The 23,518-nt window shown below is 67.0% G+C and carries 19 protein-coding genes; 13 read left to right on the top strand and 6 right to left on the bottom strand.

The window, feature by feature from the left end:
* Positions 1–15: 15 nt before the first annotated feature.
* Complete coding sequence (locus PSQ39_RS18615; protein ID WP_273928617.1) at positions 16–876, top strand: isocitrate lyase/PEP mutase family protein; 861 nt, start codon at positions 16–18, stop codon at positions 874–876.
* A 52-nt stretch (positions 877–928) separates the two neighbouring features.
* Here the strand turns inward: PSQ39_RS18615 and metE are convergent, their stop codons facing one another.
* Entirely contained in the window at positions 929–3,223 is a 2,295-nt protein-coding gene (metE, locus tag PSQ39_RS18610) for a 5-methyltetrahydropteroyltriglutamate--homocysteine S-methyltransferase (RefSeq protein WP_273928615.1), read from the bottom strand.
* 112 nt (positions 3,224–3,335) lie between these two features.
* On the opposite strand from metE, the gene PSQ39_RS18605 reads away from it, so the two are divergent.
* Complete coding sequence (locus PSQ39_RS18605; protein WP_273928613.1) at positions 3,336–4,259, top strand: LysR family transcriptional regulator; 924 nt, start codon at positions 3,336–3,338, stop codon at positions 4,257–4,259.
* 18 nt (positions 4,260–4,277) lie between these two features.
* On the opposite strand, the gene PSQ39_RS18600 is transcribed toward PSQ39_RS18605, so the two are convergent.
* Both PSQ39_RS18600 and PSQ39_RS18595 read right to left on the bottom strand, forming a co-directional pair.
* Complete coding sequence (locus PSQ39_RS18600; protein ID WP_273928611.1) at positions 4,278–6,404, bottom strand: TonB-dependent receptor; 2,127 nt, start codon at positions 6,402–6,404, stop codon at positions 4,278–4,280.
* A gap of 320 nt (positions 6,405–6,724) precedes the next feature.
* Positions 6,725–7,282, bottom strand: coding sequence for an HNH endonuclease (locus tag PSQ39_RS18595; RefSeq protein WP_273928608.1), 558 nt, complete (start codon positions 7,280–7,282; stop codon positions 6,725–6,727).
* Between the two features lie 178 nt (positions 7,283–7,460).
* On the opposite strand from PSQ39_RS18595, the gene PSQ39_RS18590 reads away from it, so the two are divergent.
* The 10 genes from PSQ39_RS18590 (at position 7,461) to PSQ39_RS18545 (ending at position 19,633) form a co-directional block, all read left to right on the top strand.
* On the top strand, positions 7,461–8,471 hold the full coding sequence (locus PSQ39_RS18590) for a bifunctional riboflavin kinase/FAD synthetase (protein WP_273928606.1): 1,011 nt from the start codon (positions 7,461–7,463) through the stop codon (positions 8,469–8,471).
* Positions 8,472–8,590: 119 nt separating this feature from the next.
* A complete protein-coding gene (ileS, locus tag PSQ39_RS18585) occupies positions 8,591–11,416 on the top strand; it encodes an isoleucine--tRNA ligase (protein ID WP_273928604.1) in 2,826 nt (941 codons plus the stop codon).
* On the top strand, positions 11,416–11,979 hold the full coding sequence (gene lspA / locus PSQ39_RS18580) for a signal peptidase II (protein WP_273928602.1): 564 nt from the start codon (positions 11,416–11,418) through the stop codon (positions 11,977–11,979). The genes ileS and lspA overlap by 1 nt, the downstream gene beginning before the upstream one ends.
* 144 nt (positions 11,980–12,123) lie before the next feature.
* On the top strand, positions 12,124–13,131 hold the full coding sequence (locus PSQ39_RS18575) for a LacI family DNA-binding transcriptional regulator (protein ID WP_273928600.1): 1,008 nt from the start codon (positions 12,124–12,126) through the stop codon (positions 13,129–13,131).
* Positions 13,132–13,186: 55 nt separating this feature from the next.
* Positions 13,187–14,200, top strand: coding sequence for an ABC transporter substrate-binding protein (locus PSQ39_RS18570; RefSeq protein WP_273928598.1), 1,014 nt, complete (start codon positions 13,187–13,189; stop codon positions 14,198–14,200).
* 20 nt (positions 14,201–14,220) lie between these two features.
* Entirely contained in the window at positions 14,221–15,066 is an 846-nt protein-coding gene (locus tag PSQ39_RS18565; RefSeq protein WP_273928596.1) for an ABC transporter permease, read from the top strand.
* A gap of 14 nt (positions 15,067–15,080) precedes the next feature.
* A complete protein-coding gene (locus PSQ39_RS18560; RefSeq protein WP_273928594.1) occupies positions 15,081–15,878 on the top strand; it encodes an ABC transporter permease in 798 nt (265 codons plus the stop codon).
* Entirely contained in the window at positions 15,868–16,929 is a 1,062-nt protein-coding gene (locus PSQ39_RS18555) for an ABC transporter ATP-binding protein (RefSeq protein ID WP_273928592.1), read from the top strand. The genes PSQ39_RS18560 and PSQ39_RS18555 overlap by 11 nt, the downstream gene beginning before the upstream one ends.
* 42 nt (positions 16,930–16,971) lie before the next feature.
* Entirely contained in the window at positions 16,972–17,796 is an 825-nt protein-coding gene (locus PSQ39_RS18550; RefSeq protein ID WP_273928590.1) for a phosphodiesterase, read from the top strand.
* Positions 17,797–17,971: 175 nt separating this feature from the next.
* On the top strand, positions 17,972–19,633 hold the full coding sequence (locus tag PSQ39_RS18545; RefSeq protein WP_273928587.1) for a Na/Pi cotransporter family protein: 1,662 nt from the start codon (positions 17,972–17,974) through the stop codon (positions 19,631–19,633).
* 17 nt (positions 19,634–19,650) lie between these two features.
* Here PSQ39_RS18545 and PSQ39_RS18540 read toward each other — a convergent pair whose 3' ends face one another.
* Positions 19,651–20,637, bottom strand: a complete 987-nt coding sequence (locus tag PSQ39_RS18540) for a bile acid:sodium symporter family protein (protein ID WP_273928585.1) — start codon at positions 20,635–20,637, stop codon at positions 19,651–19,653.
* A 112-nt stretch (positions 20,638–20,749) separates the two neighbouring features.
* On the opposite strand from PSQ39_RS18540, the gene PSQ39_RS18535 reads away from it, so the two are divergent.
* The gene (locus PSQ39_RS18535; RefSeq protein WP_273928583.1) at positions 20,750–21,685 is read left to right on the top strand and encodes a LysR family transcriptional regulator; all 936 of its coding nucleotides are present in this window, start codon (positions 20,750–20,752) and stop codon (positions 21,683–21,685) included.
* Between the two features lie 26 nt (positions 21,686–21,711).
* Here PSQ39_RS18535 and PSQ39_RS18530 read toward each other — a convergent pair whose 3' ends face one another.
* Positions 21,712–22,515, bottom strand: coding sequence for an NUDIX hydrolase (locus PSQ39_RS18530; protein WP_273928580.1), 804 nt, complete (start codon positions 22,513–22,515; stop codon positions 21,712–21,714).
* Entirely contained in the window at positions 22,512–23,495 is a 984-nt protein-coding gene (locus PSQ39_RS18525; RefSeq protein ID WP_273928578.1) for a quinone oxidoreductase family protein, read from the bottom strand. Before PSQ39_RS18525 ends, PSQ39_RS18530 begins: the two co-directional genes overlap by 4 nt.
* Between the last annotated feature and the right edge of the window lie 23 nt (positions 23,496–23,518).

Raw genomic sequence — 23,518 nt, 5'->3', positions numbered from 1 at the left:
ACCTCCTGAGCTGCCATGTCCACCCGTCAACAACTCAAACAACTGGTCGAGGCCCGCCGCGGCCTGCTCGTGCCCGGCGCCTTCAACGCCTTGTCCGCCAAGGTGATTGAAGACCTGGGATTCCAGGCCGTCTACGTCACCGGCGCGGGCGTCACCAACATGTGGTTTGGCCTGCCCGACCAGGGCTTCATGGGCCTGGCCGAGATCGCCGACCACACCGCCCGCATCCGCGACGCCGTGAGCCTGCCCCTGCTGGTCGATGCCGACACCGGCTTTGGCAATGCCCTCAACGTCTACCACACGGTGCGCACGCTGGAGCGCGCGGGCGCCGACTGCATCCAGCTCGAAGACCAGGTGGCGCCCAAGCGCTGCGGCCACTTCTCGGGCAAGGAGGTCATCTCCACCGAAGAAGCGGTCAGCAAGATCAAAGCCGCGGTCGATGCCCGTCGCGACCCGGATCTGCTGATCATGGCGCGCACCGACGCGGCCGCCACCCTGGGTTTTGAAGCCGCCGTGGAGCGGGCCCAGCGCTTCGCCGAGGCGGGGGCGGACCTCCTGTTCGTCGAGGCCGTGACCGAGGCCGAGCAGGTGCGCGCCCTGCCCCAGCGCCTGGCGAAACCACAGCTCATGAACATGGTCATCGGGGGGCGCACCCCGATCTTCAACGCCGAGCAACTGGGCGAGTTGGGCTACGGCATCGTGCTGTACGCCAACGCGGCCCTGCAAGGCGCGGTGGCCGGCATGCAAAAGGCCCTGACCGTGCTGCGCGACGCCAAGGAAGTGCAGGAAAGCAGTGGCCTGGTCACCCCATTTGCGGAGCGCCAGCGCCTGGTCGGCAAGCCCGCCTGGGACGCGCTGGAACAGCGCCTGAGCTGAGCCGATCGCGGCGCGCCCCGGGCAGTGCCACAGGGCCCCGGCCCCGCCCCGCTCAGGCCAGCTCGGCGCGCAGGGTTTTGGCGGCGGCCACCATGTGTTTCAGGGCCGGGATCACCTCGGGCCACTGACGGGTCTTCAGGCCGCAGTCCGGGTTGACCCACAGGCGCTCGGCGGGCACGCGCTCGGCCGCCTTCTTCATCAAGGCCACCATGTGCTGCTCGCTCGGCAAGTTGGGCGAATGGATGTCGTACACGCCGGGGCCAATCTCGTTGGGGTAGCTGAAGTCGTCAAAGGCATCGAGCAGCTCCATGTCCGAGCGCGAGGTCTCGATGGTGATCACATCCGCATCCATCTCGGCGATCGAGGCCATGATGTCGTTGAACTCCGAGTAGCACATGTGGGTGTGGATCTGGGTCTCGTCGCGCACACCGTTGGCACTGACCCGGAAGCTCTCCACCGCCCAATCCAGGTAGGTCTTCCACTGCGTGCGGCGCAGTGGCAGGCCTTCGCGCAGGGCGGCCTCGTCGATCTGGATCACGCGCACGCCGGCCTGTTCCAGGTCCAGCACCTCCTGGCGGATGGCCAGGGCCAGCTGCAAGCAGGACTCGGAGCGGGGCTGGTCGTCGCGCACAAAAGACCAGTTCAGGATCGTCACCGGGCCGGTCAGCATGCCCTTCATGGGCTTGGACGTCAGCGATTGGGCAAAGCGGGTCCAGGCCACCGTCATGGGCTGCGGGCGGCGGATGTCGCCAAACAGGATCGGGGGTTTGACGCAGCGCGACCCATAGGATTGCACCCAGCCGAACTGGCTGAAGGCATAGCCTTCGAGCTGCTCGCCAAAGTACTCGACCATGTCGTTGCGCTCGGCCTCGCCGTGCACCAGCACGTCCAGGCCCAGGGCCTCCTGCTCGCGCACGGCGCGTTGGATTTCCGCCTGCATCACGGCCTGGTAAGCGCTGGCATCCAAGCGCCCGGCCTTGAAGTCACTGCGGGCCTGGCGGATCTCGGCGGTCTGCGGAAAGGACCCGATGGTGGTGGTCGGGAAGGGGGGCAGCTGCAGCAAAGCCGCCTGCTTGGGCGCGCGCTGGGCGTAGCTGCTTTCGCGCCGCCCCAGGTCGCGGGTGATCTTGGACACGGCCAGCTTGACGGCAGGCTGGTTGACACGGGGCGAGGCGCGGCGGGACTTCAGCGCGGCCTGGTTGGCATCCAGCGCGGCGCGCACGGCATCCCGGCCGTGGTTCAGCGCCTGGGCCAGCACCTGCAGCTCGTCCAGTTTCTGGCGCGCAAACGCCAGCCAAGATTGGATCTCGGCGTCGAGCTGCTGCTCGCTGGCCAGGTCCACCGGCACGTGCAGCAAGGAGCACGAGGGTGCAATCCACAGGCGGGCACCCAGTTGCTGGGCCAGGGGCTCCAGCCAGTCCAGCGTGGCCGTCAGGTCGGTCTTCCAGATGTTGCGGCCATTGATCACGCCCAGCGACAGCACTTTGTGTGCGGGCAGCAGGTTGATCAGCGGCTGCACGCCTTCGCGGTCATTGATGGCGTCCACATGCAGTCCCGCCACAGGCAGGTTGGCCGCCAGGTAAGCGTTCTCCTGCAGTTGGCCAAAGTAGGTGGCCAGCAGCAGTTTGACCTTGCAGGTCTTGAGCAGGTGGTAGGCCGTGTTGAAGGCGTGCTGCCAGTCGGCGTCCAGCTCGGTCACCAACTGAGGCTCGTCGATCTGCACCCACTCCACGCCCTGCGCGGCCAAAGTATCGAGCAACTGGGCGTAGACCGGCAGCAGGCGTGGCAGCAGGTCGAGGCGGTTCGAGCCGTCTTTGGACTTGCCGATGGCCAGGTAGGTGACCGGGCCGACGATGACCGGCTTGGTTTTCACGCCCCTGGCTTGGGCTTCGGCCAGTTGCTCCAGCAGGCGGCTGGCGTCCAGCTTGAACTCGGTGGTGGCCGTGAACTCCGGCACGATGTAGTGGTAGTTGGTGTCAAACCACTTGGTCATCTCGCCGGCGGCCACCCCGGCGCAGCAGGCGGCGTGGGCCTCTGCCGCCGGGGTCGAACGCCCCCGGGCCACGCGAAAGTAGTTGTCCAGGGCTTCACCGTGAAAGCCGCGCACCCGCTCAGGCAGGTGGCCCAGGGTGAAGCTCATGTCCAGCACCTGGTCGTAGAAGGAAAAATCGCCCACCGGGGCCAGGTCGAGGGCCGCTTGATCGGCCCAGTTCTGCTGCCGCAGCGTCCGGCCCAGCTGCTGCAGTTCGGCGATCGACGATTGGCCTTTCCAATAGGACTCCAGACCGAACTTGAGTTCGCGCCGAGCGCCAATGCGGGGAAAGCCGAGGTTGTGTGTGGTGACCATGGTGTCTTCTGAAATGCCATCAATGTTGGAGATGGCCGAAGGTTAAGGACCTAGATCAATTACGTAAAATGATCTTATTTCAGAGATTGATTAATCCCACTCATGGATCCCAATGATTGAACGCATCCACCTGGCCATCATTCAAGAGGTGGACCGGCAGGGCTCCATGACCGCTGCGGCCTCCACGCTCTGCCTGACCCAATCGGCGCTCAGCCATGCCATCAAGAAGTTGGAGCAGTCCATGGGCACCGACATCTGGCTGCGCGAAGGCCGCAGCCTGCGCCTGACGCAGGCCGGCCAGTACCTGCTGGCGGTGGCCAACCGTGTGTTGTCTCAGCTGGCGCTGGCCGAGGACCGCATGAAGCAATTTGCCCAAGGCGAACGCGGCACGCTGCGCATTGGGATGGAATGCCATCCTTGCTACCAATGGCTGTTGAAGTTGGTGGCGCCCTATTTGGCCGCCTGGCCTGACGTCGAAGTGGACGTGAAACAGAAGTTCCAGTTCGGCGGCATGGGCGCCTTGTTGGGCTATGAAATCGATTTGCTGGTGACGCCCGACCCCGTGTTCAAACCCGGCCTGGTGTTCGAGCCTGTCTTCGACTATGAGCAGGTGCTGGTGGTGGGCCTGAGCCATGCCTTGGCCAGGCAGGACCGCGTTCAGCCCGGCCAGTTGAGCGCGGAGGTGCTGCTGAGCTACCCGGTGTCGCCCGAGCGCCTCGACATCTACCAGCAGTTCCTGGTGCCAGCCGGCATCCTGCCGAAGCAACACAAGTCCATTGAGGACACGGACATCATGCTGCAGATGGTGGCCAGTGGCCGCGGCGTGGCCGCCCTGCCCCGCTGGCTGGTCGAGGAATACGCCAACAAAATGCCGGTGCGCGCGCTGCGCCTGGGCGACCAAGGCGTGGCCAAGCAAATCTACCTGGGGACGCGGGAGGCCGATGGGGCCATCGACTACCTGCGGGCCTTTGTGGCCTTGGCCAAGCAGTCTCGGACCGGCAGCGCCCCAGCCGCCCGCCCAGCATCGCCCAGTTGACGGCGCGCGGCCCCCGCCTCAGAAGCGGGTGCGGTAGGTGATGCGCAGCGAGCGCGGCTCCGCCGGGTGGATCACACGGTCATTGACCGGCCCGGCCTCGCCCGGCAACTGCGAGGCGTAGGCGTACTGGATATCGTTGACCCGGCGATTGAAGAGATTGAAGACGTCCACCGTCACGCTGGCGGCCTGCCCCGTCAGCGCCAGGAGATCGCGCGTGACCCGGAGGTTGAAGGTGGACGCGGAGGAAGATCGCACCGAGTTGTCTTCCACCAGCGCGCCCGGGCCCAGGTAGCGCCATTGCAGGCTGGCCGACCACGGCCCCAGGTCTTTGACGGTGGCCGCGATCGAGGCCACGGAGTCCACCGCATTGGGAATGCGCTCGCCATTGACGAAGCGAGCGTGCGTCCAGGCCACATCGGCGTCGAGCAAAAAATGCGGGGTGGGGGTCCAGCGGTTGTTGAACTCCACGCCGTGGCGGCGGCTGGCCGCGCTCGCTTCGGTCGTTCCGGCGTCGCCCACGTAGACCAATTCGGAGTTCGAACTCAGGCGCCAAAATGCCAGCGAACTTTGCAGCTGGGCAAGGGCCTCGGTTCGCACGCCCAGCTCCCAGCCGCGCGCCGCCACCAAACCGGGCACGGCCGCCACCGCGTCACCTGTCTTGGGGTCGATCCTGGCGGTGGTGCCACGGGCGTCATTGCTGTGAAAACCTCGGCCGGTGTTGAAGAAGAACTCGGTCTGAGCCCAAGGCCCTGCCACCAAGGTGAATTTGGGTGAGAGCAGGCTGGCGCGGGTGTTGCCCGAGTTGGCGGCCAGGGTGAGGCTGTTCACGCCGAACCTGACCGTGTCCCCGCGCAGGCCCACGACACTGCGCAGCCAGGGGTTCAGCTGCACCATGCTTTGCCCATAGACCCCAAGCGAGGTCTCACGCACATCGTCCACCCGCGTGCTCGTGAGCACCTGCCGCGCCTGGGTGTCATACAAGCCGACCCGAATGCGATCATGGCGCCATTGGACGCCGACTTCGGAGCGCGCATCCAGCCCCCCGAGCCGGTGGGTCCAGGCCCTCGAGGCCTTGCCCCCGAAGACGTTGCGGTCGTCTTGTTGCGAGAACTGATCGCCGGTCGCGGGACGGTCCATCGCGTAGGTGAAATTGGAGAAGAGCTTCAAGGCGTACTTCATCGCGTAAGCCGAGACCCGGGTCTCGCCCGTGCGGTCGCGCTCATGCCATTCACCCGACAGGCTGTAGCGCGAGGTGTTGCCCCCATCGCTCGGGTCGACTGCGTCAAAGCGACCAAAAGGCCGGCCTTGGTAAGCGCCGGCTTCCAGCAGGCGTTGAGGCACCTGGTCGGTGGCGTTCCACCGGGCTTCGTAAGCCATCAGACTCAGGGTGGCGCCTCGCTCGCGCGTGCCCTGGCTCAGGCGCAACAAAGCATTCTGGCGATGCAGGCCCTCGGGCACGGTCCAGGGGCCGTTGTTGCCCATCCACTCCACCGCGCCCAACAACACCAGGTCGTCTTGCAGCGACACCGAACCGGCCGCCACGCCGCGTCGGTAGCCGTTTGGCCCCACCGTGATCTGGGCCCATGGGGCATCCAGCCGCGCCTTGTAAAGGATGTCGGCGGCCCCCGCGGCGGCAAAGTCACCATGGGTCGCAAAATAAGGCCCCTTGCGGTAGTCGATGCGGTCGACCAGCTCCGGGATCAGAAAGTTCAGGTCCGAATAGCCCTGCCCGTGGGCATGGGTGGGCATGTTGACCGGCATGCCGTCCACGCTGGTGGCGAAATCGGTGCCATGGTCCAGGTTGAAGCCGCGCAGAAAGTACTGGTTCGCTTTGCCGTCACCCGAGTGTTGGGTGACGATCAGGCCCGGCACGAACTCCAGCACCTCGCCCGGTCGCAAGGCGGGTCGGTTGGCCAGCAGATCGGACCGAATCACCCCTTGTGAGGCCGCATCGCTGCTGCCCACAGCGTTGTCGTAATGCCGGCCGGTGATGGTCACCGGGGCCAAGGCGCTGGCCTGCGTCTCGACCACGGTCGAGGTGTCAGTCTTCAGGCCCGGCTGGGCATGCACCCCCATGCTGCTGAGTGCGGCGCTCAGCCACACCGCGGGACAGAGCAGGCCCACGCGGCCCCTCGTTTCGTTCATTCTTCCAACTCCAAGCTGTTTGAGGATCAGGCCTCTCCCGAGACCGCTCGAACAGCAGGACCAGCGCCAAGAGGCCAGACCCGCGTGGTTCGCCCATGAGGGATCGGCAGCCCACCGAATCGCTGAGCGAACACCTCGTTCAGAAGTATGACGAAATAAATTTATTTCTTAACCTAGCCGAACGGCGTACGGCTTTGGAGCGGTCGTCAGGTCGATTTGAGCTACTCAACGGCTTGGCTCGCGCCAGGAAGTGCCCGGGAGACGGGCCCGATCCCCTGTGGGCGTGGCGCACAGGCACGGCCGCCCCGGAGCGCCACCCGCTACAAGGCCAGGCGTGAGGATTTGGGGACATGGGCCATCAAAAATTCCATTTGATCGGCCAGGATGCGGCGGTTGCGCAGAATGAAGTCTTCCCAGAGGCTGGGCACGTAGGGGGTGTAGAGCAAGGGCATGCGGGCCTGCTCGGGGGTGCGGTGGCTCTTGCGGTGGTTGCACGCCCGGCAGGCGGTGACCACATTCATCCAGGTGTCCACCCCGTTTTGCGCGAAGGGCACGATGTGCTCGCGCGTGAGCTCACTCTCGTGGAAGTGCTGACCGCAGTAGGCGCAGACATTGCGGTCGCGCGCGAACAACTTGCTGTTGGTCAGGCCGGGGCGCAGTGCAAAAGGATTGATGTTGGGCACGCCCTTGGTGCCGATGATGCTGTTCACCACGATCTGCGACTGCTCGCCAGTGACCGCGTTGTGACCGCCCCGGAAGACCGCAATCTGCGCGCCGGATTCCCAGCGCACCTCACCGGCCGCGTAGTGAATCACGGCTTGTTCAAGGGTGATCCAGGACTGGGGCAAGCCCTGGGCGGACAGCTTCAAGACCTTCAAGGGACGACTCCTACAAGGGTTGAAAACCAATGACTCGGAACGCTGATCTCGGGGGCCCGGCAGGGCTCTTGTGCAAGAACCCTGGCGGCTACAGCACAATATAACCTGCTTTCATGACAATTTGGCTTAGGGCGCTTGACAGGTGCGCCCTGATTGCTATCAAAAAGATAACAGCACAATGAAGATCTTTCGCGGCTTCCAGCACCCGGGCATTGCACCGGCGAGCGCGGTCACCATCGGCAACTTCGACGGTGTGCACCGCGGCCACCAGGCCATGCTGGCCCTGCTCAAGAGCGAGGCCGAGCACCGGGGCGTGCCCTCTTGCGTGCTGACCTTCGAGCCCCACCCGCGCGACTACTTCGCCGCCGCCACGGGCCGTGCCGAGCTGGCGCCAGCGCGCATCGGCACGCTGCGCGACAAGCTCAGCGAGCTGGCGCGCTGCGGCATTGACCAGACCGTGGTCCTGCCTTTTGATGCGCGCCTGGCCAGCCAGGCGCCCGAATCCTTCATCGAAGAGGTGCTGATCCAGGGCCTGGGTGCGCGCTATGTGCTGGTGGGCGATGACTTCCGATTTGGCGCCAAGCGCGCCGGCGACTACGCCATGCTGGACCAAAGCGGCACGGCACGCGGCTTTGACGTGGCGCGCATGAACAGCTACGAAGTGCGCGGCCTGCGCGTGTCCAGCTCGGCCGTGCGCGAGGCCCTGGGCCAGGGCGACATGGCCGGCGCGGCGCGCCTGCTGGGCCGGCCCTACGCCATCAGCGGCCATGTGGTGCATGGTCGCAAGCTGGGCCGCGAACTGGGCTTTCGCACCCTGAACCTGCGCTTTGCCCACTGGAAGCCCGCCGCCAGCGGCATTTTTGTGGTGCGCGTGCACGGCCTGGAGGAGAGCCCCATCGCAGGCGTGGCCAACCTGGGCGTGCGCCCCTCGCTGGACCCCAACGACGTCAACGGCGGGCGCGTGCTGCTGGAGACCCATTGCCTGGACTGGCCGGCCTCCCTGGGGGCTGACGGGGCCTACGGTAAAATCATTCGCGTGGAACTGCTGCACAAACTGCACGACGAACTCAAGTACGACGGTCTGGACGCCCTGATGAAGGGCATTGCCAAGGACTGCGACGACGCGCGCCAGTTTCTCGCCTCCATGCACGCGGAAACCCACCGCCAGACCACCCGCGACCGAATTTAACGCCGGCACACCGTGCTGCGCGCCCTTCGGAACAGGCTCAGGGCAAACGGCTGATTTCTCCCATCCCGTACCGGGCTGCGCCCGGGACCGAGCCTGTCAATGCCACCCAATTGAACCCCATGGCCGACCAAACTCCCGACTACCGCAGCACCCTGAACCTGCCTGACACCCCCTTCCCCATGCGCGGCGACCTGCCCAAGCGCGAGCCGGGCTGGGTCCAGGAATGGGAAGACAAAGGCATCTACAAAAAGCTGCGTGACGCCCGCTGCGGCGCGCCCAAGTTCGTGCTGCACGACGGCCCGCCCTACGCCAACGGCCAGATCCACATCGGTCACGCGGTCAACAAGGTGCTCAAGGACATGATCGTCAAGGCGCGCCAGCTCAAGGGCCTGGACGCGGTCTATGTGCCGGGCTGGGACTGCCACGGCCTGCCGATCGAAAACGCCATCGAAAAACTGCACGGCCGCAACCTGCCGCGCGACGAGGTGCAGGCCAAGAGCCGCGCCTTTGCGGCCGAGCAGATCGCCGGCCAGATGGCCGACTTCAAGCGCCTGGGCGTGCTCGGCGAGTGGGACCACCCCTACAAAACCATGGACTTCGGCAACGAAGCCAATGAGATCCGCGCCCTCAAGCGCATCATGGAACGCGGCTTTGTGTACCGGGGCCTGAAGCCCGTGTACTGGTGCTTCGACTGCGGCAGTTCGCTGGCCGAGTTCGAAATCGAATACGCCGACAAGAAGAGCACCACGCTGGACGTGGCCTTTGAGTGCGCCGAGCCCGCCAAGCTGGCTGCCGCCTTCGGCCTGGCCGCGCTGGAGCAACCGGCTTTCGCCGTGATCTGGACCACCACCGCCTGGACCATCCCGGCCAACCAGGCCCTCAACCTGAACCCCGAGCTGGATTACGCCTTGGTCAAGACCGAGCGCGGCACCCTGCTGCTGGCCGCCTCGCTGGTCGAAAAGTGCCTGGAGCGCTACGCCCTGACGGGCGAAGTGCTGGCCACCACGGTCGGCAAGAACCTGGGCCTGATCAACTTCAAGCACCCGCTGTACGACGTGGACCCGGGCTACGCCCGCTTCAGCCCGGTCTACCTGGCCGACTACGCCACCGCCGACGACGGCACCGGCCTGGTCCACTCCTCGCCCGCCTATGGCGTGGATGACTTCAACAGCTGCATCGCCCACGGCCTGGCCTATGACGACATCCTGAACCCGGTTCAGGGCAACGGCACCTACGCGCCCGACTTCCCGCTGTTTGGCGGCCTGCACATCTGGAAGGCTGTGCCGGTGGTGATCGAGGCGCTGAAGAACGCCGGCCGCCTGTTCGCCACCCACGACATCACCCACAGCTACCCGCACTGCTGGCGCCACAAGACGCCCGTGATCTACCGTGCCGCCGCACAGTGGTTCGTGCGCATGGACGAGGGCGAAGGCGTGTTCACCAAGGACAAGGCCAGCCAGACGCTGCGCCAACTGGCCCTGGCCGCGATCGAAGAAACCAGCTTCTACCCCGAGAACGGCAAGGCCCGCCTGCGCGACATGATCGCTGGCCGCCCCGACTGGTGCATCAGCCGCCAACGCAACTGGGGCGTGCCCCTGCCCTTCTTCATCCACAAGGACAGCGGCGAGCTGCACCCGCGCACCATGGAGCTCATGGACACGGCGGCCCAGTTGGTGGAGCAAGGCGGTGTCGAGGCCTGGAGCAAGGTCACGGCCGAGTCCCTGATCGGCGACGACGCGCCGCACTACACCAAGAGCACCGACATCTTGGACGTGTGGTTCGACTCCGGCACCACCCACTTCCACGTACTGCGCAACAGCCACCTGGACCAGTCCACCTTCCCGGCCGACCTGTACCTGGAAGGCCATGACCAGCACCGCGGCTGGTTCCACAGCTCGCTGCTCACCGCCTGCGCCATGGACGACCGCGCGCCCTACAAGGGCCTGCTGACGCACGGCTTCACCGTCGACGGCCAAGGCCGCAAGATGAGCAAGAGCGTGGGCAATGTGGTGGCGCCGCAGACCATCAGCGAGAAGATGGGCGCCGAAATCATCCGCCTGTGGTGCGCCAGCACCGACTACTCGGGTGACCTGGGCATTGACGACAAGATCCTGGCCCGCGTGGTGGACGGCTACCGCCGCATCCGCAACACGCTGCGCTTCCTGCTCGCCAACACCAGCGACTTCAACCCGGCCACCGACGCCGTGCCGGCCGAGCAGCTGCTGGAGATCGACCGCTATGCCCTGAGCCGCGCCGCGCAGCTGCAGGAGACCATCCTCGCGCACTACGAGAAGTACGAGTTCCACCCCGTGGTGGCCAAGCTGCAGGTCTACTGCTCGGAAGACCTGGGCGCCTTCTACCTGGACGTGCTCAAGGACCGCCTCTACACCACCGCGCCCAAGAGCCTGGCCCGTCGCAGCGCGCAAACCGCGTTGTGGCAGATCACCCATGCCATGCTGCGCTGGATGGCGCCCTTCCTGAGCTTCACCGCCGAAGAAGCCTGGAAGTTCTACGGCAGCTCGGACAGCATCTTCCTGGAAACCTACTGGGACCTGGGCAACGCGGACGCGGCCCTGCTGGCCAAGTGGGAGCAGATCCGCGGTGCCCGCGAGCTGGTCAACAAAGAGATCGAAGCCGTGCGCACGGCCGGCCAGGTGGGAGCCTCGCTGCAGGCCAACGTGACCCTGAACGTGCCCGCCGGCAGCGAGCTGCTGGCCGCGCTGCAAAGCCTGGGCGCGGACCTGAAGTTCGTCTTCATCACCTCGACCGTGCAGCTGCAAGAAGGCGCTGAACTGAGCGCCCAGGTCAGCCCGGCGACGGCCGCCAAGTGCGAGCGCTGCTGGCACTACAGCGACGACGTGGGCGCCAACCCGGCCCACCCGACGCTGTGCGGCCGCTGCGACAGCAACCTGCACGGCGCCGGTGAAACCCGGGTGTTTGCCTGATGGCCAGCAAAGGCAAAGGCGGCGCGCCCTTCAAGAGCAAGGGCGCCAGCCCGGTCTTCAAGAGCGGCGGCGCCAGCCTGCTGCCTTGGCTGGCCTGGGCGCTGATCGTGCTGATGGCGGACCAGTTCACCAAGGTGCTGATCCTCGGCTACTACCAGTTGCACGACAGCACCACGGTGCTGAGCTTTTTCAACATCGTGCGCGCGCACAACACGGGCGCGGCCTTCTCCTTCCTGGCCGGCGCCTCGGGCTGGCAACGCTGGTTCTTCACCGGCCTGGGCCTGGTGGCTGCCGTGTTCATCCTGTGGCAGTTGCGCCAGCACAGCGGGCAGCGCTTGTTTTCGTTTGCGCTGTCCAGCATCCTGGGCGGCGCCATTGGCAATGTGCTGGACCGGCTGATGCACGGCTATGTGGTGGACTTTCTGCAGTTCCACTGGGACTTTCTCGCGCCCATGTTCCCGGGCGGCTACTTCCCGGCCTTCAACATCGCCGACAGCGCCATCACCCTGGGCGCCACCTGCCTGGTGCTCGATGAGTTGCTGCGCGTGAAGCGCTCGCGCTGAAGCGGCAGGCGGCGCGCGCCGCTCCCCACCACCTCCCGAAACGGCCCGCTTGTGCGGGCCGTTTTGCTGCATGGCGCTGGCCAGCGTCATGACGATGTCACACGGCGCGGGTGCAATGTAATCGTTTACATCACACCGCAGCGCATGAGCATCCAAGACGTGGCCCGCGCGGCCGGGGTCTCCGTGGCCACCGTGTCGCGGGCCTTCAACCAGCCCGAACAGGTGGCGCCCGACACCCGGCGCCACATCGAGCAGACCGCCCAGACCCTGGGCTACCTGCCCAATGCCAGCGCGCGCACGCTGCGCACCCAGCGCAGCCGCGTGCTCGGTGTGGTGCTGCCCACCCTGGTCAACCCGGTGTTTGCCGAATGCCTGCAAGGCATGGCTGAAGCCGCGGCCCAGGCGGGTTACGCGCTGATGCCGCTGACCACCCATTACGAACTCGAGCGCGAAGAACAGGCGGTCAGCCGCTTGCTGGCCGCCAACGTGGATGGCCTGGTGCTGGTGGTGTCCAACCCCAGCCAGTCCAGCGCCTTGCAGCGCCTGCGCGCCCGGGCCCTGCCCTATGTCCTGGCCTACCACCAGCACCCGGATCACCCCTGCGTGGGCGTGGATGGCGAGCAAGCCGTGGCCGATCTGGTGGCTCGCCTGGTGGCCCTGGGCCACCACCGCATCACCATGGTCAGCGGCCAGCGACACGCCTCGGACCGGGCCGAGCAGCGCTGCCGCGGCTACCAGCGCGGCATGGCCGACGCGGGCCTGTCTGCCGCCCCGGTGCTGGAGGTTCCCTTCATGGCGCAAGCCCTGCAAGACATCGTGGCCTGCTTGCGCCAGAACCCGGCGCCCAGTGCGCTGATCTGCTCCAACGACTTGCTGGCCCTGCGCTGCCTGCGTGCGGCACACCTGGCAGGCCGATCCGTGCCCGCTCAACTCAGCGTGGTCGGCTTTGATGGCATTGCGCTGGGCGAGGACCTGACCCCCATGCTCAGCACCATCACCCAGCCCAATGCCGAGATGGGCCAACGCAGCATCGCCTTGCTGGTGCAGGCCCTGCAGCACGGCCTGCCGCCCACTCCAGGCGCCAGCCTGACCCTGGCCCATGGCTTTCGCCTGGGCGAGTCCTGCGCGCGGCCAGCGCTCAGCGCGACCTGAGCCCCCTTTCTTTGTGCCTCGTTTGTTCCTTCACCCATCCCAAGGAGTCTTCCTCATGCGCATGCGTCTTCAACACCTGAGCCGGGCCGCCCTGTTGGCCCTGGGCCTGGCCGCCAGCAGCCTGGCCCTGGCGCAAAACGCCATCTGCTACAACTGCCCGACCGAGTGGGCCGACTGGGGCAGCCAGCTCAAGGCCATCAAGGCCAAGACCGGCATCACCGTGCCGCCCGACAACAAGAATTCAGGCCAATCGCTGGCCCAGCTCGTGGCTGAGAAAGCCAGCCCGGTGGCCGACGTGACCTACCTGGGCGTGACCTTCGCGATCCAGGCTCAAAAAGAAGGCGTGGTCAGCGCCTACAAGCCCGCCGCCTGGAACGACATCCCCGACGGCCTCAAGGACCCGCAAGGCCAGTGGTTCACCATCCACTCGGGCACGCTGGGTTTCATGGTCAATGTGGACGCGCTCAAGGGCAAGCCCGTGCCGCAGTCCTGGGCCGACCTGCTCAAGCCCGACTACAAGGGCCTGATCGGCTACCTGGACCCGGCCTCCGCCTTTGTGGGCTATGTGGGCGCGGTGGCCATCAACCAGGCGCGTGGCGGCACGCTGGACAACTTCGGCCCGGCCATCGACTACTTCAAGGCCCTGCAAAAGAACGAGCCCATCGTGCCCAAGCAGACCTCGTACGCGCGCGTGCTGTCGGGTGAGATTGCCATCCTGCTGGACTACGACTTCAACGCCTACCGGGCCAAATACAAAGACCAGGCCAATGTGCAGTTCGTGATCCCCACCGAAGGCACCCTGGTCGTGCCCTATGTGATGAGCCTCGTGGCCAAGGCCCCGCACGCCGACAACGGCCGCAAGGTGCTGGACTTTGTGCTGTCCGACGAAGGCCAGGCCCTCTGGGCCAACGCCTACCTGCGCCCGGTGCGGGCCGGCGCCATGAGCAAGGAAGTGCAAGCGCGCTTCCTGCCGGCCAGCGAATACGCCCGCGCCAAGACCATCGACTACGCCAAGATGGCCACAGTGCAAAAGGGCTTCTCTGAGCGCTACCTGAAAGAAGCGCAGTAAACCCTGCACCGAGCACTTCCATGCCCTTGCTGCCTCCCCTGTCGCCACGCGCCCTGCGCCTGGCCTGTGCCACGCCGGCCCTGGTCTTTTTTGCCGCCTTCTGGCTGCTGCCGGTGGGCCAATTGCTGCTGCTGCCGGCCAGCCTGGGGGGCAGCACGTACTGGGTGGTGCTGACCGAAGCGCGCTACCTCAAAAGCCTGCTGCAAACCCTGGCCCTGTCGGCCGGGGTGACCGCCACGACCTTGCTGCTCGGGGCCGTGGTGGGGCTGACGCTGGCGCGCCAGCGCTTTCCCGGGCGCCAGCTGCTGCTGTCACTGCTGACGCTGCCGCTCTCCTTCCCTGGTGTGATCATCGGTTTTTTCGTGATCCTGCTGGGCGGTCGACAAGGCCTGGTGGCCGACCTCAGCGCCGCCCTGGGGGCGGGACGCCTGACCCTGGCCTACGGCCTGGGCGGCCTGTTTTTGGGCTATCTGTACTTTTCGCTGCCGCGCGCCATCGCCAGCTACACCGCCGCCGCCAGCGCCCTGGACGGTGCGCTGGAAGAGGCCGCGCGCTCCTTGGGCGCCAGCCGCTGGCAAGTGGCGCGTGACGTGTGGTGGCCCGGCCTCTTGCCCACCACCGGCAGCTGCGCGGCCATGGTGTTTGCCACCGCCATGGGCGCGTTTGGCACCGCCTTCACCCTGGCCAGCCGCTACGAAGTGCTGCCCATCACCATCTACAACGAATTCACCAACTACGCCAACTTTGCGCTGGCCGCCAGCCTGTCCATGGCCCTGGGCCTGTTGACCTGGGCCGTGCTCTGGGTCGGCCGCCGGCTGGGCGAGCGGGCCCCCGAGTCCGCGGCCAAATCGGCCGCCGGTGTTTGAAGGAAAGCCCGACCATGCGTTCTGCCCACACCCCACCGACTTTGCTGCTGGCGCTGACCGCGCTGGTGGCCTTGTTCATGCTGACCCCGCTGATCCTGTCCGTGATGGCGGGGCTGGTGGTCAATTACAGCGTCGGGCTGAAAAGCGGCCTCACCCTGCGCTGGCTGCTCGAGGTCTGGGAGCACTACGGCAGCACCGTCAGCGCCTCCTTGCTGCTGGCCCTGGCTTGCGTGCTGGGCAACCTGCTGCTGGGCCTGCCTTGCGCCTATGCACTGGCGCGCAGCCCATCGCGCTGGGCCCGGCTGCTGGAGGAGCTGCTGACCTTGCCCGTGGCCGTGCCCGGCCTGGCCTCGGCGCTGGCCTTGATCCTGACCTACGGCTCACTGCAAGGCTTTCGCCAAAGCTTTGCCTTTGTGCTGGTCGGCCACCTGGTGTTCACCTTGCCCTTCATGGTGCGCACCGTCAGCGCGGCCTTGCAGCATGCCTCGCTGGTGGCGCTCGAAGAGGCCGCACGCTCGCTGGGCGCCAGCTTTTTTCAGCGCTTCGTGGGCGTGCTGCTGCCCGCGGTGCTGCCCGCCATCGTGGCTGGCTGCCTGATGGTGTTCACCCTGTCGGTGGGCGAGTTCAACCTGACCTGGATGCTGCACACCCCGCTGACCCGCACCCTGCCCGTGGGCCTGGCCGACAGCTACGCCTCGATGCGCCTGGAAGTGGGCTCGGCCTACACCCTGATTTTTCTGCTCGTCATCCTGCCCGTGCTCTGGGCCCTGCAAGGCCTGGGTCACCTGATTGAAAAACACCATGGAACATGAAAGCACGCGCGTGGACATCGTCCAATGCGCCAAGACCTACCCCGACGGCACCCAGGCCCTGCAGCCCACCACCTTGCACATCGAGCCGGGCGAGGTGCTGGCCCTGCTCGGCCCTTCGGGCTGCGGCAAGACCACCTTGCTGCGCCTGATCGCCGGCCTGGAAATGCCCGACGCCGGCAGCCTGCTGCGCTTTGGTGACAGCGACGTGACCCAGCTGCCCATCGAGCAACGCGGCGTGGGCATGGTGTTCCAGCACTACGCCCTGTTCCCGCACCTGTCGGTGGCGGCCAACATCGGCTATGGCCTGCGCATACGCGGCACGCCCCAGGCCGAACGCCAGCGCGTGGTGGGCGAGTTGGTGGAACTGATGCGCCTTCAAGGCCTGGAACACAAGCGCCCGGCCGAGCTTTCTGGTGGCCAACGTCAGCGCGTGGCCCTGGCGCGCGCCGTGGCCGTGCGACCACGGGTGCTGTTGCTGGACGAGCCCCTGGCCGCCCTGGACGCCAAACTCAAAGAAGCGCTGCGCGACGAACTGGCCGACTGGCTGCGCCGCTTGCGCATCACCGCCGTGCATGTGACCCACGACCAACAAGAAGCCCTGGCCATTGCCGACCGCCTGGCCGTCATGCAGGCGGGCCGCATCGTGCAGGTGGGCGACGGAGAAACCTTGTACCGCCAACCCGAGCACCCATTCGTGGCCACCTTCCTGGGCCGCGTGAACCGCCTGCAGCGCGACGAGGACGCCCGCCAACGCCACGTGTTGCGCCTGGGCGGCATCGAGCTGCCCTGCCCGCCGCTGTGGGGCGCACAACACACCCTGCTGCTGCGGCCCGAAGACATCGAACTCACCGCCTGGCAAGCCGAGTTGGCCGAGGGCGAGGTGCTGCAACGCCGCTTCCTGGGCGAGCGCGTGCAGCTGACCCTGCAGGTGGCCCAGCAAGCCCCCTTGGCCGTCGACGTGCCACGCGACCACCCGGCCCGCCCTGGCGACCGGGTCGGCCTGCGCGTCGCCCCGCAATGCCTGATGCCCGGCGATGCCCTGGCCGCCTGAGTCCCAGGCCCCCGATCCACCTCACGCTCCCTTCAAGTGCCCATGAACACCTTGCTGGCCCACCTGTCCGACCTGCACATCCGCGAGCCTGGTCGCCTGGCCTACGGCCGCCTCGACACCTCGCACTACCTGCGCCAAGCGGTGCAGGACCTGCAGCAAGCGCGCCAACGCCCCGACGCGGTGCTGATCACCGGCGACCTGACCGACTTTGGCCGAGCCGCCGAATACGCCCAGCTGCGCGCCCTGCTGGCGCCCTTGAGCCAACCCATCTACCTGCTGCCCGGCAACCACGACGAACGCCAGCAATTGCGTGCCAGCTTCCCCGACATGCCCTGGCTGGGGCGCGACGGCTTTGTGCAGTACAGCGTGCCGGTGGGCGAGTTGCAGCTCATCGTGCTCGACACCGTGGTGCCCGGCGAGCCGCATGGCAGCCTGTGCGAAGAACGCCTGGCCTGGCTGGCCGCCGAGCTGGAGCGCCAGCGCCAGCGCCCTGTGCTGATCGCCATGCACCACCCGCCTTTTGCGACCTTGATCGGCCACATGGACGCCATTGGCCTGCGCCAAGGCGGCCCCGAACTCGAAGCCTTGCTGCGCCAGCACCCCAACGTGGAACGCGTGCTCTGCGGCCACCTGCACCGCAGCATCCAGGTGCGCTTTGGCGGCACCTTGGCCATGACCGTGCCCTCGCCCGCCCACCAGGTCTGCCTGGACCTGGCCCCCGACGCCGCTTCGGCCTGGACCCTGGAGCCCCCCGCCTACGCCCTGCACGCCTGGCCCGAAGCCGGCCCCTTGGTCAGCCACCTGGCCCTGTGCGGCCGCTGGCCCGGTCCCTATCCGTTTCATGACGGGGCGGGCTTAATCGACTGAAGACGCTTGCGGGGCACACAGCCTCCGGGTGCGAGCCCGACGGCCTGTGCGCGCCAGGCCCCCAGAACCGGCGTATGCTCATTCGCTTGCTGAGCGAAACCTGCGGCCACTGCGGCCCCCGGTCGCCCAGCCAGGCGCACCGTGCGCCTGGCCTCCAAAAAAGAAGCCTGGGTTCATGAAGCATTTGTTGAATTTGCTGGCCGCCGTGGCCTTGCTGGTCTGGGGCACCCACCTGGTACGCACCGGGGTGCTGCGGGTGTTTGGCGCCAACCTGCGCCGTCTGCTGGCGCACAACCTGAGCAACCGCTTCAGCGCGGCCTTGGCCGGCATCGGGGTCACCGCCCTGGTGCAGTCCAGCACCGCCACCTCGCTGATGACCTCGTCCTTTGTGGGCCAGGGGCTGATCACCCTGCCGGCCGCCCTGGCCGTGATGCGCGGCGCCGACATTGGCACGGCGCTGATGTCGGTGCTGTTCTCCATCGACCTGTCCTGGCTGTCGCCGCTGTTCATCCTGGTCGGTGTGGTGCTGTTCATCTCGCGCCAGGCCAACCCGGCTGGCCGCATCGGCCGGGTGCTGATTGGCCTGGGCCTGATGCTGATGGCCCTGGAAATGGTGGTGCAGGCCAGCGGCCCCATGCTGGCCTCGCCCGTCATCAAGGCCATGCTGGACTCGGTGACCAGCGACATCCTGCTCGAAATCACCCTGGGCGCGGTGCTGGCGGTGCTGGCCTATTCCAGCCTGGCCATCGTGCTGTTGATTGCCGCCATGGCGGCCTCGCATGTGGTGGCCATGGACGTGGCCCTGGGCCTGGTGCTGGGCGCCAACCTGGGCAGCGGCCTGCTGGCCGTGCTGACCACCGCGCGCGCTGTCATCGCGGTGCGCCAGGTGACCTTGGGCAACCTGATCTTCAAGGCCTTGGGCGTGCTGCTGATGGCGCCCTTCATTGGGCTGTGGATTCGCCACCTGCAGCCCCACATGCCCGGCGCCAGCGAAGGCGTGGTGCTGTTCCACCTGGGCTTCAACCTGATCGTCAGCGTGGGCTTCATTGGCTTCACCCAGTGGGTGGCCCAGGCCGTGACCCGGCTGCTGCCTGTCCAGGACGCCAACCCCAAGCACCAGCGCCCCCAGCACCTGGACCCGTCAGCCCTGTCCACGCCGGCGCTGGCCATCTCGTGCGCGGCACGCGAAGCCCTGCACCAGGCCGATGTGGTGGAAACCATGCTGCGCGGCGTGATGGATGTGCTGCGCAACAACGACCTGGAACTCTCACGCGCGCTGCGTCGACGCGATGACGAAGTGGACCAACTCTACTCGGCCATCAAGTACTACCTGACCAAGATCTCCCGCGAGGCCCTGGGCGAGGAAGAAAGCCGGCGCTGGACCGACATCATCAGCTTCACCATCAACATGGAGCAAATTGGCGACATCGTCGAGCGCGTGCTGCTCGACATCGAAGACAAGAAAATCCGCAAGGGCGTGGCCTTTTCCGACGCCGGGCTGGCCGAGATCACCGAGCTGCACGGGCGCCTGCTCGACAACCTGCGCCTGGGCATGAGCGTGTTCCTCAACGGCAAGCTGCGCGACGCGCAAAAGCTGCTCGAAGAAAAAGCCCGCTTCCGCGACCTGGAACGCGCCTACGCCAACACCCACCTGGGTCGGCTCAGCGAACAGAGCATGCCCAGCATCGAGACCAGCTCACTGCACATCGACCTGATCAGCGAGCTCAAACGCATCAACTCGCACATCTGCTCGATCGCCTACCCCATCCTCGACTCGGCGGGCGCCCTGGCGCCCAACCGGCTGCGTCCGGTGGCCTCGGACACGCCCCCGGTCTGAGGCCCGGGGCGGGCCGCTCAGTCGCCCGCGGGCAACTGGGCCTGAGCCCGCGCGGCATAGCGCTGGGCCAGCACGGCGCAGACCATCAGCTGCATCTGGTGGAACAGCATCAAGGGCAGGACGATGGCGCCCACGGTGCTGGAGGCGAACAAGACCTTGGCCATGGGCACGCCGCTGGCCAGGCTCTTCTTGGAGCCACAGAACACGATGGTGATCTCGTCCTCTTTCGAGAAGCCCAGGCGCCGCGCCAGCCAGGTGGTGCTGATCAAGGCCAAAGCCAGAATCGCCGCGCACACCAGCAGCAGGCCCAGCAGCGAAGACAGGGGCATGTCCTTCCACAGGCCCTGGATCACCGCGGCACTGAAGGCGGTGTAGACCACCAGCAGGATGGAGCCCTGGTCCACGTACTTGAGCAGCGGCGCACGGCGTTTGACGAAGTCGCCAATCCAGGGGCGCAGCAGGTGGCCGCTGACAAAGGGCAGCAACAGCTGCAGCATGATCTTGCCGATGGCCATCAGGGGGTCGCCGCCTGCGGCATGGCGCTGCAGCAGCAGGCCCACCAGCAAGGGCGTGATGAAGATGCCCATCAGGGTCGAGGCCGAGGCACTGCAGATGGCCGCCGGCATGTTGCCCCGGGCCACGGCGGTGAAGGCGATCGCCGACTGCACCGTGGCCGGCAAGGCGCACAGGAACAACACGCCCAGGTACAGGTCCGGCGTCACCAGCGGCTCCAGCACGGGACGCAGCGCCCAGCCCAGCAGCGGGAACAGCACAAAGGTGCTGGCCACCACCACCAGGTGCAGGCGCCAGTGGCCGATGCCGGCCAACACCGCCTCGCGCGACAACTTGGCGCCGTGCAGGAAAAACAGCAGGCTGACCGCGGCCACGGTCAGCCACTCAAAGCCCTGAGCCACCGCCCCCGAAGCCGGCAGCACGCTGGCCAGCACCACGGTGCCCAGGATCGCGAAGGTGTAGTTGTCAGGCAGAAAACGGGAACGCGCCATGCGGCCTCCAAACAGAAGGGCCCGGCGCCATGCCAGTCCCAGGGGGGCGATTAGGCCTGAGCGGGATTCAAAAGTGAAATGCATTTCACTGATGGATTTATCATGCCGACGTATGAATGTCACCCTGCGCCAGCTTCAGGTCTTCCAGTCCGTGGCCGAGACCCGCAACTTCAGCCGCAGCGGCGCGCTGATCGGACTGACCCAGCCCGCGGTGAGCCGCTGCATCACCGAACTGGAAGGCCAGTTGGGCCTGAAGCTGCTCAACCGCACCACGCGCGAGGTCGAACTGACCGAAGCCGGCCGCCGCCTGGCCGCGCGCCTGGGCCGGGTGCTGGAGGACCTGGACACCGCCTTGCAGGACGTGCAGGGCATGGCCACCGAGCGCCGGGGCCGGGTTCGCGTGGCCAGCAGCCCCACCTTGTCGGCCAACCTGATGCCCGAGTGCATCACCCTGTGCCAGCGCAGCCTGCCGGGCCTGCAGCTGCTGATGCTGGACCGCATCCAGCACGATGTGCTGGACAGCGTGCGCTCAGGCGAAGTGGACTTTGGCGTGGTGATCGACCCGGGCGAGCGCGAGGACCTGCACAGCGAGGCCATCCTGTCCGAGCCTTTTTGCCTGGTCTGCCTGCCCAGCCACCCCTTGGCCAGCTCGGACCACGTGGCATGGACCGACCTGGCGGGCCAATCGCTGGTGCTGCTGGACCATGCCTCGGGCAGCCGGCGCCTGATCGACCGCGCCCTGGACAGCCAGGGCGTGCGCTGCGACATGGCGCACGACGTGGGTCACCCCACCACCATCTTTCGCATGGTCGAAGCCGGGCTGGGGATCTCAGTCGTGCCCACGCTGGCCCTGCCACCCGAAGGCCTGCCAGGCCTGGCCGTGCGCGCGCTGTGGCCGCGCGTGGACCGCGACATCATGCTGGTGCACCGAAAAAACCGCGCGCTGAGCCCGCTGGCCGAGTCGGCCTGGGCGCTGATCCGGGACGTCGCCCACCAGCGCCAGCCCGCCCTGCAAGGCCAGGGCGCAGCGCCGGGTCGGGCGGCCTGAGGACTGGAGGTCTGGCCGCGCCCGGCTCAAAGCCCCAGGGCTTCGGCGGCGATCAGGCTGGCCTCGAGCGTGAACTGCCCAGCCTTGAGGCGCGCCAGCAAATCCTCGCGCGTGATCAACTCAAACTGCGCCACCTCGCCGTCCTGGTTGGCCGGCAACACGCCCTCGGGCAGGGTGGCCTGGTACCAGTCGATGCGCTCGATCATGTAGCCACAGCCCCCCGCCTCCGCGCTGGGGCGGCGGAAGTTGAGGTGACCACCATGGGCGAGGCCTTCCAGTTGCGCCAGGCGCAGGCCGGCTTCTTCCCAGGTCTCGCGCGCCAGGGCTTGCGAGACATCGTCCTCGGCCGAGACCATGCCACCCATCAAGGTGTCCCACAGGCCGGGGTCGTTGGGCTTGTCCAGGGCGCGTTGTTGCACCCACATGCGGCCGTCAGGCGCCCAGCCCACCAGGTGCACGGCCTGGGTGGCCAGGCCCAGCACGCGCACCGCGCCGCGCTCGATGGTGCCCAGGCGCCGCGCTGCCGGGCCCAGCACCCCGAGCTGCTCGTCGCGCCAGGGGCCGCACAGGTTCGCCTCGCGCAAGGCCTGCGCCAGCTCGTTCAGGGTGGTGGTGGTGTCCTCGGGCGCGCAGTCCAATTGCCAGACCGGGCCGCGCGGCGTGTCCTCCCGCTGCAGGGGCAAGGCGGGGGCCAGGTCGGCCACAAAGGCCAGCACCTCGTCTTCGACCGAGCCAATGCGCAGGCCCGCCACCAGCAGCGGCAGGCGCGGGCGCAGGGCGTCTTGCTGGGCCGCCGCGCGGGCCCGGGTCAGCCAGGCGGGGGTTCTCACAGCGTGAGGATGGTGCAGCCCGTGGTTTGGCGCGCTTCCAGCGCGCGGTGCGCGGCCTGCACCTCTTCGAGCTTGAAGCGCTGCTCGATGTGGATCTTCACCTCGCCACTGAGCACCACCTTGAACAGGTCGTCGGCCATGGCCTGGGTGCTTTCCCGGGTGGCGATGTGGGTGAACAGGGTCTGGCGGGTGACGTAGAGCGAGCCCTTGTTGCCCAGGCTGCCCGGCGCAAACGGGGCCACCGGGCCCGAGGCGTTGCCAAAGCTGGCCATGAGGCCGAAGGGGCGCAGGCAGTCCAGGGACTTGTCCCAGGTGTCTTTGCCCACCGAGTCGTACACCACCTTGACGCCTCGGCCACCGGTGATCTCTTTGACGCGGGCGGCGAAGTCCTCACGGCTGTAGTTGATGGCGTGCGCTGCGCCATTGGCCAGGGCCAGCGCGCATTTGGCGTCCGACCCCGCCGTGCCAATCAGCTGCAGGCCCAGGGCCTTGGCCCATTGGCAGGCGATCAACCCCACACCACCGGCAGCGGCATGGAACAGCACATGGTCGCCGGCTTGCAGGCCTTCGACGGGCAGGGTCTTCTTGAGCAGGTACTGGGCGGTCAAGCCCTTGAGCATCATGGCGGCGCCGGTCTCGAAGGAGATGCCCTCGGGCAGCACGCAAACGCATTTGGCCGGCATGACCCGCACTTCGCAGTAGCTGCCCGGGGGCTGGCTGGCGTAGGCCGCGCGGTCGCCCACGCGCAGGTGGGTAACGCCCTCGCCCACGGCCTCGATCACACCCGCGCCTTCCATGCCCAGGTGCAGGGGCATGGTCAAGGGGTACAGGCCGCTGCGCTGGTAGATGTCGATGAAGTTCAGGCCGATGGCATGGTGGCGGATGCGCACCTCGCCCGGGCCGGGGTCGCCCACTTGAACGTCCACGATCTTCAGTTCTTCGGGGCCACCATGCTGGTCTATGCGTACGGCTCGGGTCATCTCGGGTCTCCGGTGTCGGTTTT

The organism is Curvibacter microcysteis (genome assembly GCF_028649455.1).
Taxonomy (GTDB): Bacteria; Pseudomonadota; Gammaproteobacteria; order Burkholderiales; family Burkholderiaceae_C; genus Curvibacter; species Curvibacter microcysteis.
This window is presented reverse-complemented; position numbering and strand designations above follow the sequence as displayed.

Bases quoted from the DNA above. Each gene is read 5' to 3' on its own strand.
- PSQ39_RS18615 (WP_273928617.1), top strand. From the start codon at position 16: ATGTCCACCCGTCAACAACTCAAACAACTGGTCGAGGCCCGCCGCGGC.
- metE (WP_273928615.1), bottom strand. From the start codon at position 3,223: ATGGTCACCACACACAACCTCGGCTTTCCCCGCATTGGCGCTCGGCGC.
- PSQ39_RS18605 (WP_273928613.1), top strand. From the start codon at position 3,336: ATGATTGAACGCATCCACCTGGCCATCATTCAAGAGGTGGACCGGCAG.
- PSQ39_RS18600 (WP_273928611.1), bottom strand. From the start codon at position 6,404: ATGAACGAAACGAGGGGCCGCGTGGGCCTGCTCTGTCCCGCGGTGTGG.
- PSQ39_RS18590 (WP_273928606.1), top strand. From the start codon at position 7,461: ATGAAGATCTTTCGCGGCTTCCAGCACCCGGGCATTGCACCGGCGAGC.
- ileS (WP_273928604.1), top strand. From the start codon at position 8,591: ATGGCCGACCAAACTCCCGACTACCGCAGCACCCTGAACCTGCCTGAC.
- lspA (WP_273928602.1), top strand. From the start codon at position 11,416: ATGGCCAGCAAAGGCAAAGGCGGCGCGCCCTTCAAGAGCAAGGGCGCC.
- PSQ39_RS18575 (WP_273928600.1), top strand. From the start codon at position 12,124: ATGAGCATCCAAGACGTGGCCCGCGCGGCCGGGGTCTCCGTGGCCACC.
- PSQ39_RS18570 (WP_273928598.1), top strand. From the start codon at position 13,187: ATGCGCATGCGTCTTCAACACCTGAGCCGGGCCGCCCTGTTGGCCCTG.
- PSQ39_RS18565 (WP_273928596.1), top strand. From the start codon at position 14,221: ATGCCCTTGCTGCCTCCCCTGTCGCCACGCGCCCTGCGCCTGGCCTGT.
- PSQ39_RS18560 (WP_273928594.1), top strand. From the start codon at position 15,081: ATGCGTTCTGCCCACACCCCACCGACTTTGCTGCTGGCGCTGACCGCG.
- PSQ39_RS18555 (WP_273928592.1), top strand. From the start codon at position 15,868: ATGGAACATGAAAGCACGCGCGTGGACATCGTCCAATGCGCCAAGACC.
- PSQ39_RS18550 (WP_273928590.1), top strand. From the start codon at position 16,972: ATGAACACCTTGCTGGCCCACCTGTCCGACCTGCACATCCGCGAGCCT.
- PSQ39_RS18545 (WP_273928587.1), top strand. From the start codon at position 17,972: ATGAAGCATTTGTTGAATTTGCTGGCCGCCGTGGCCTTGCTGGTCTGG.
- PSQ39_RS18540 (WP_273928585.1), bottom strand. From the start codon at position 20,637: ATGGCGCGTTCCCGTTTTCTGCCTGACAACTACACCTTCGCGATCCTG.
- PSQ39_RS18535 (WP_273928583.1), top strand. From the start codon at position 20,750: ATGAATGTCACCCTGCGCCAGCTTCAGGTCTTCCAGTCCGTGGCCGAG.
- PSQ39_RS18525 (WP_273928578.1), bottom strand. From the start codon at position 23,495: ATGACCCGAGCCGTACGCATAGACCAGCATGGTGGCCCCGAAGAACTG.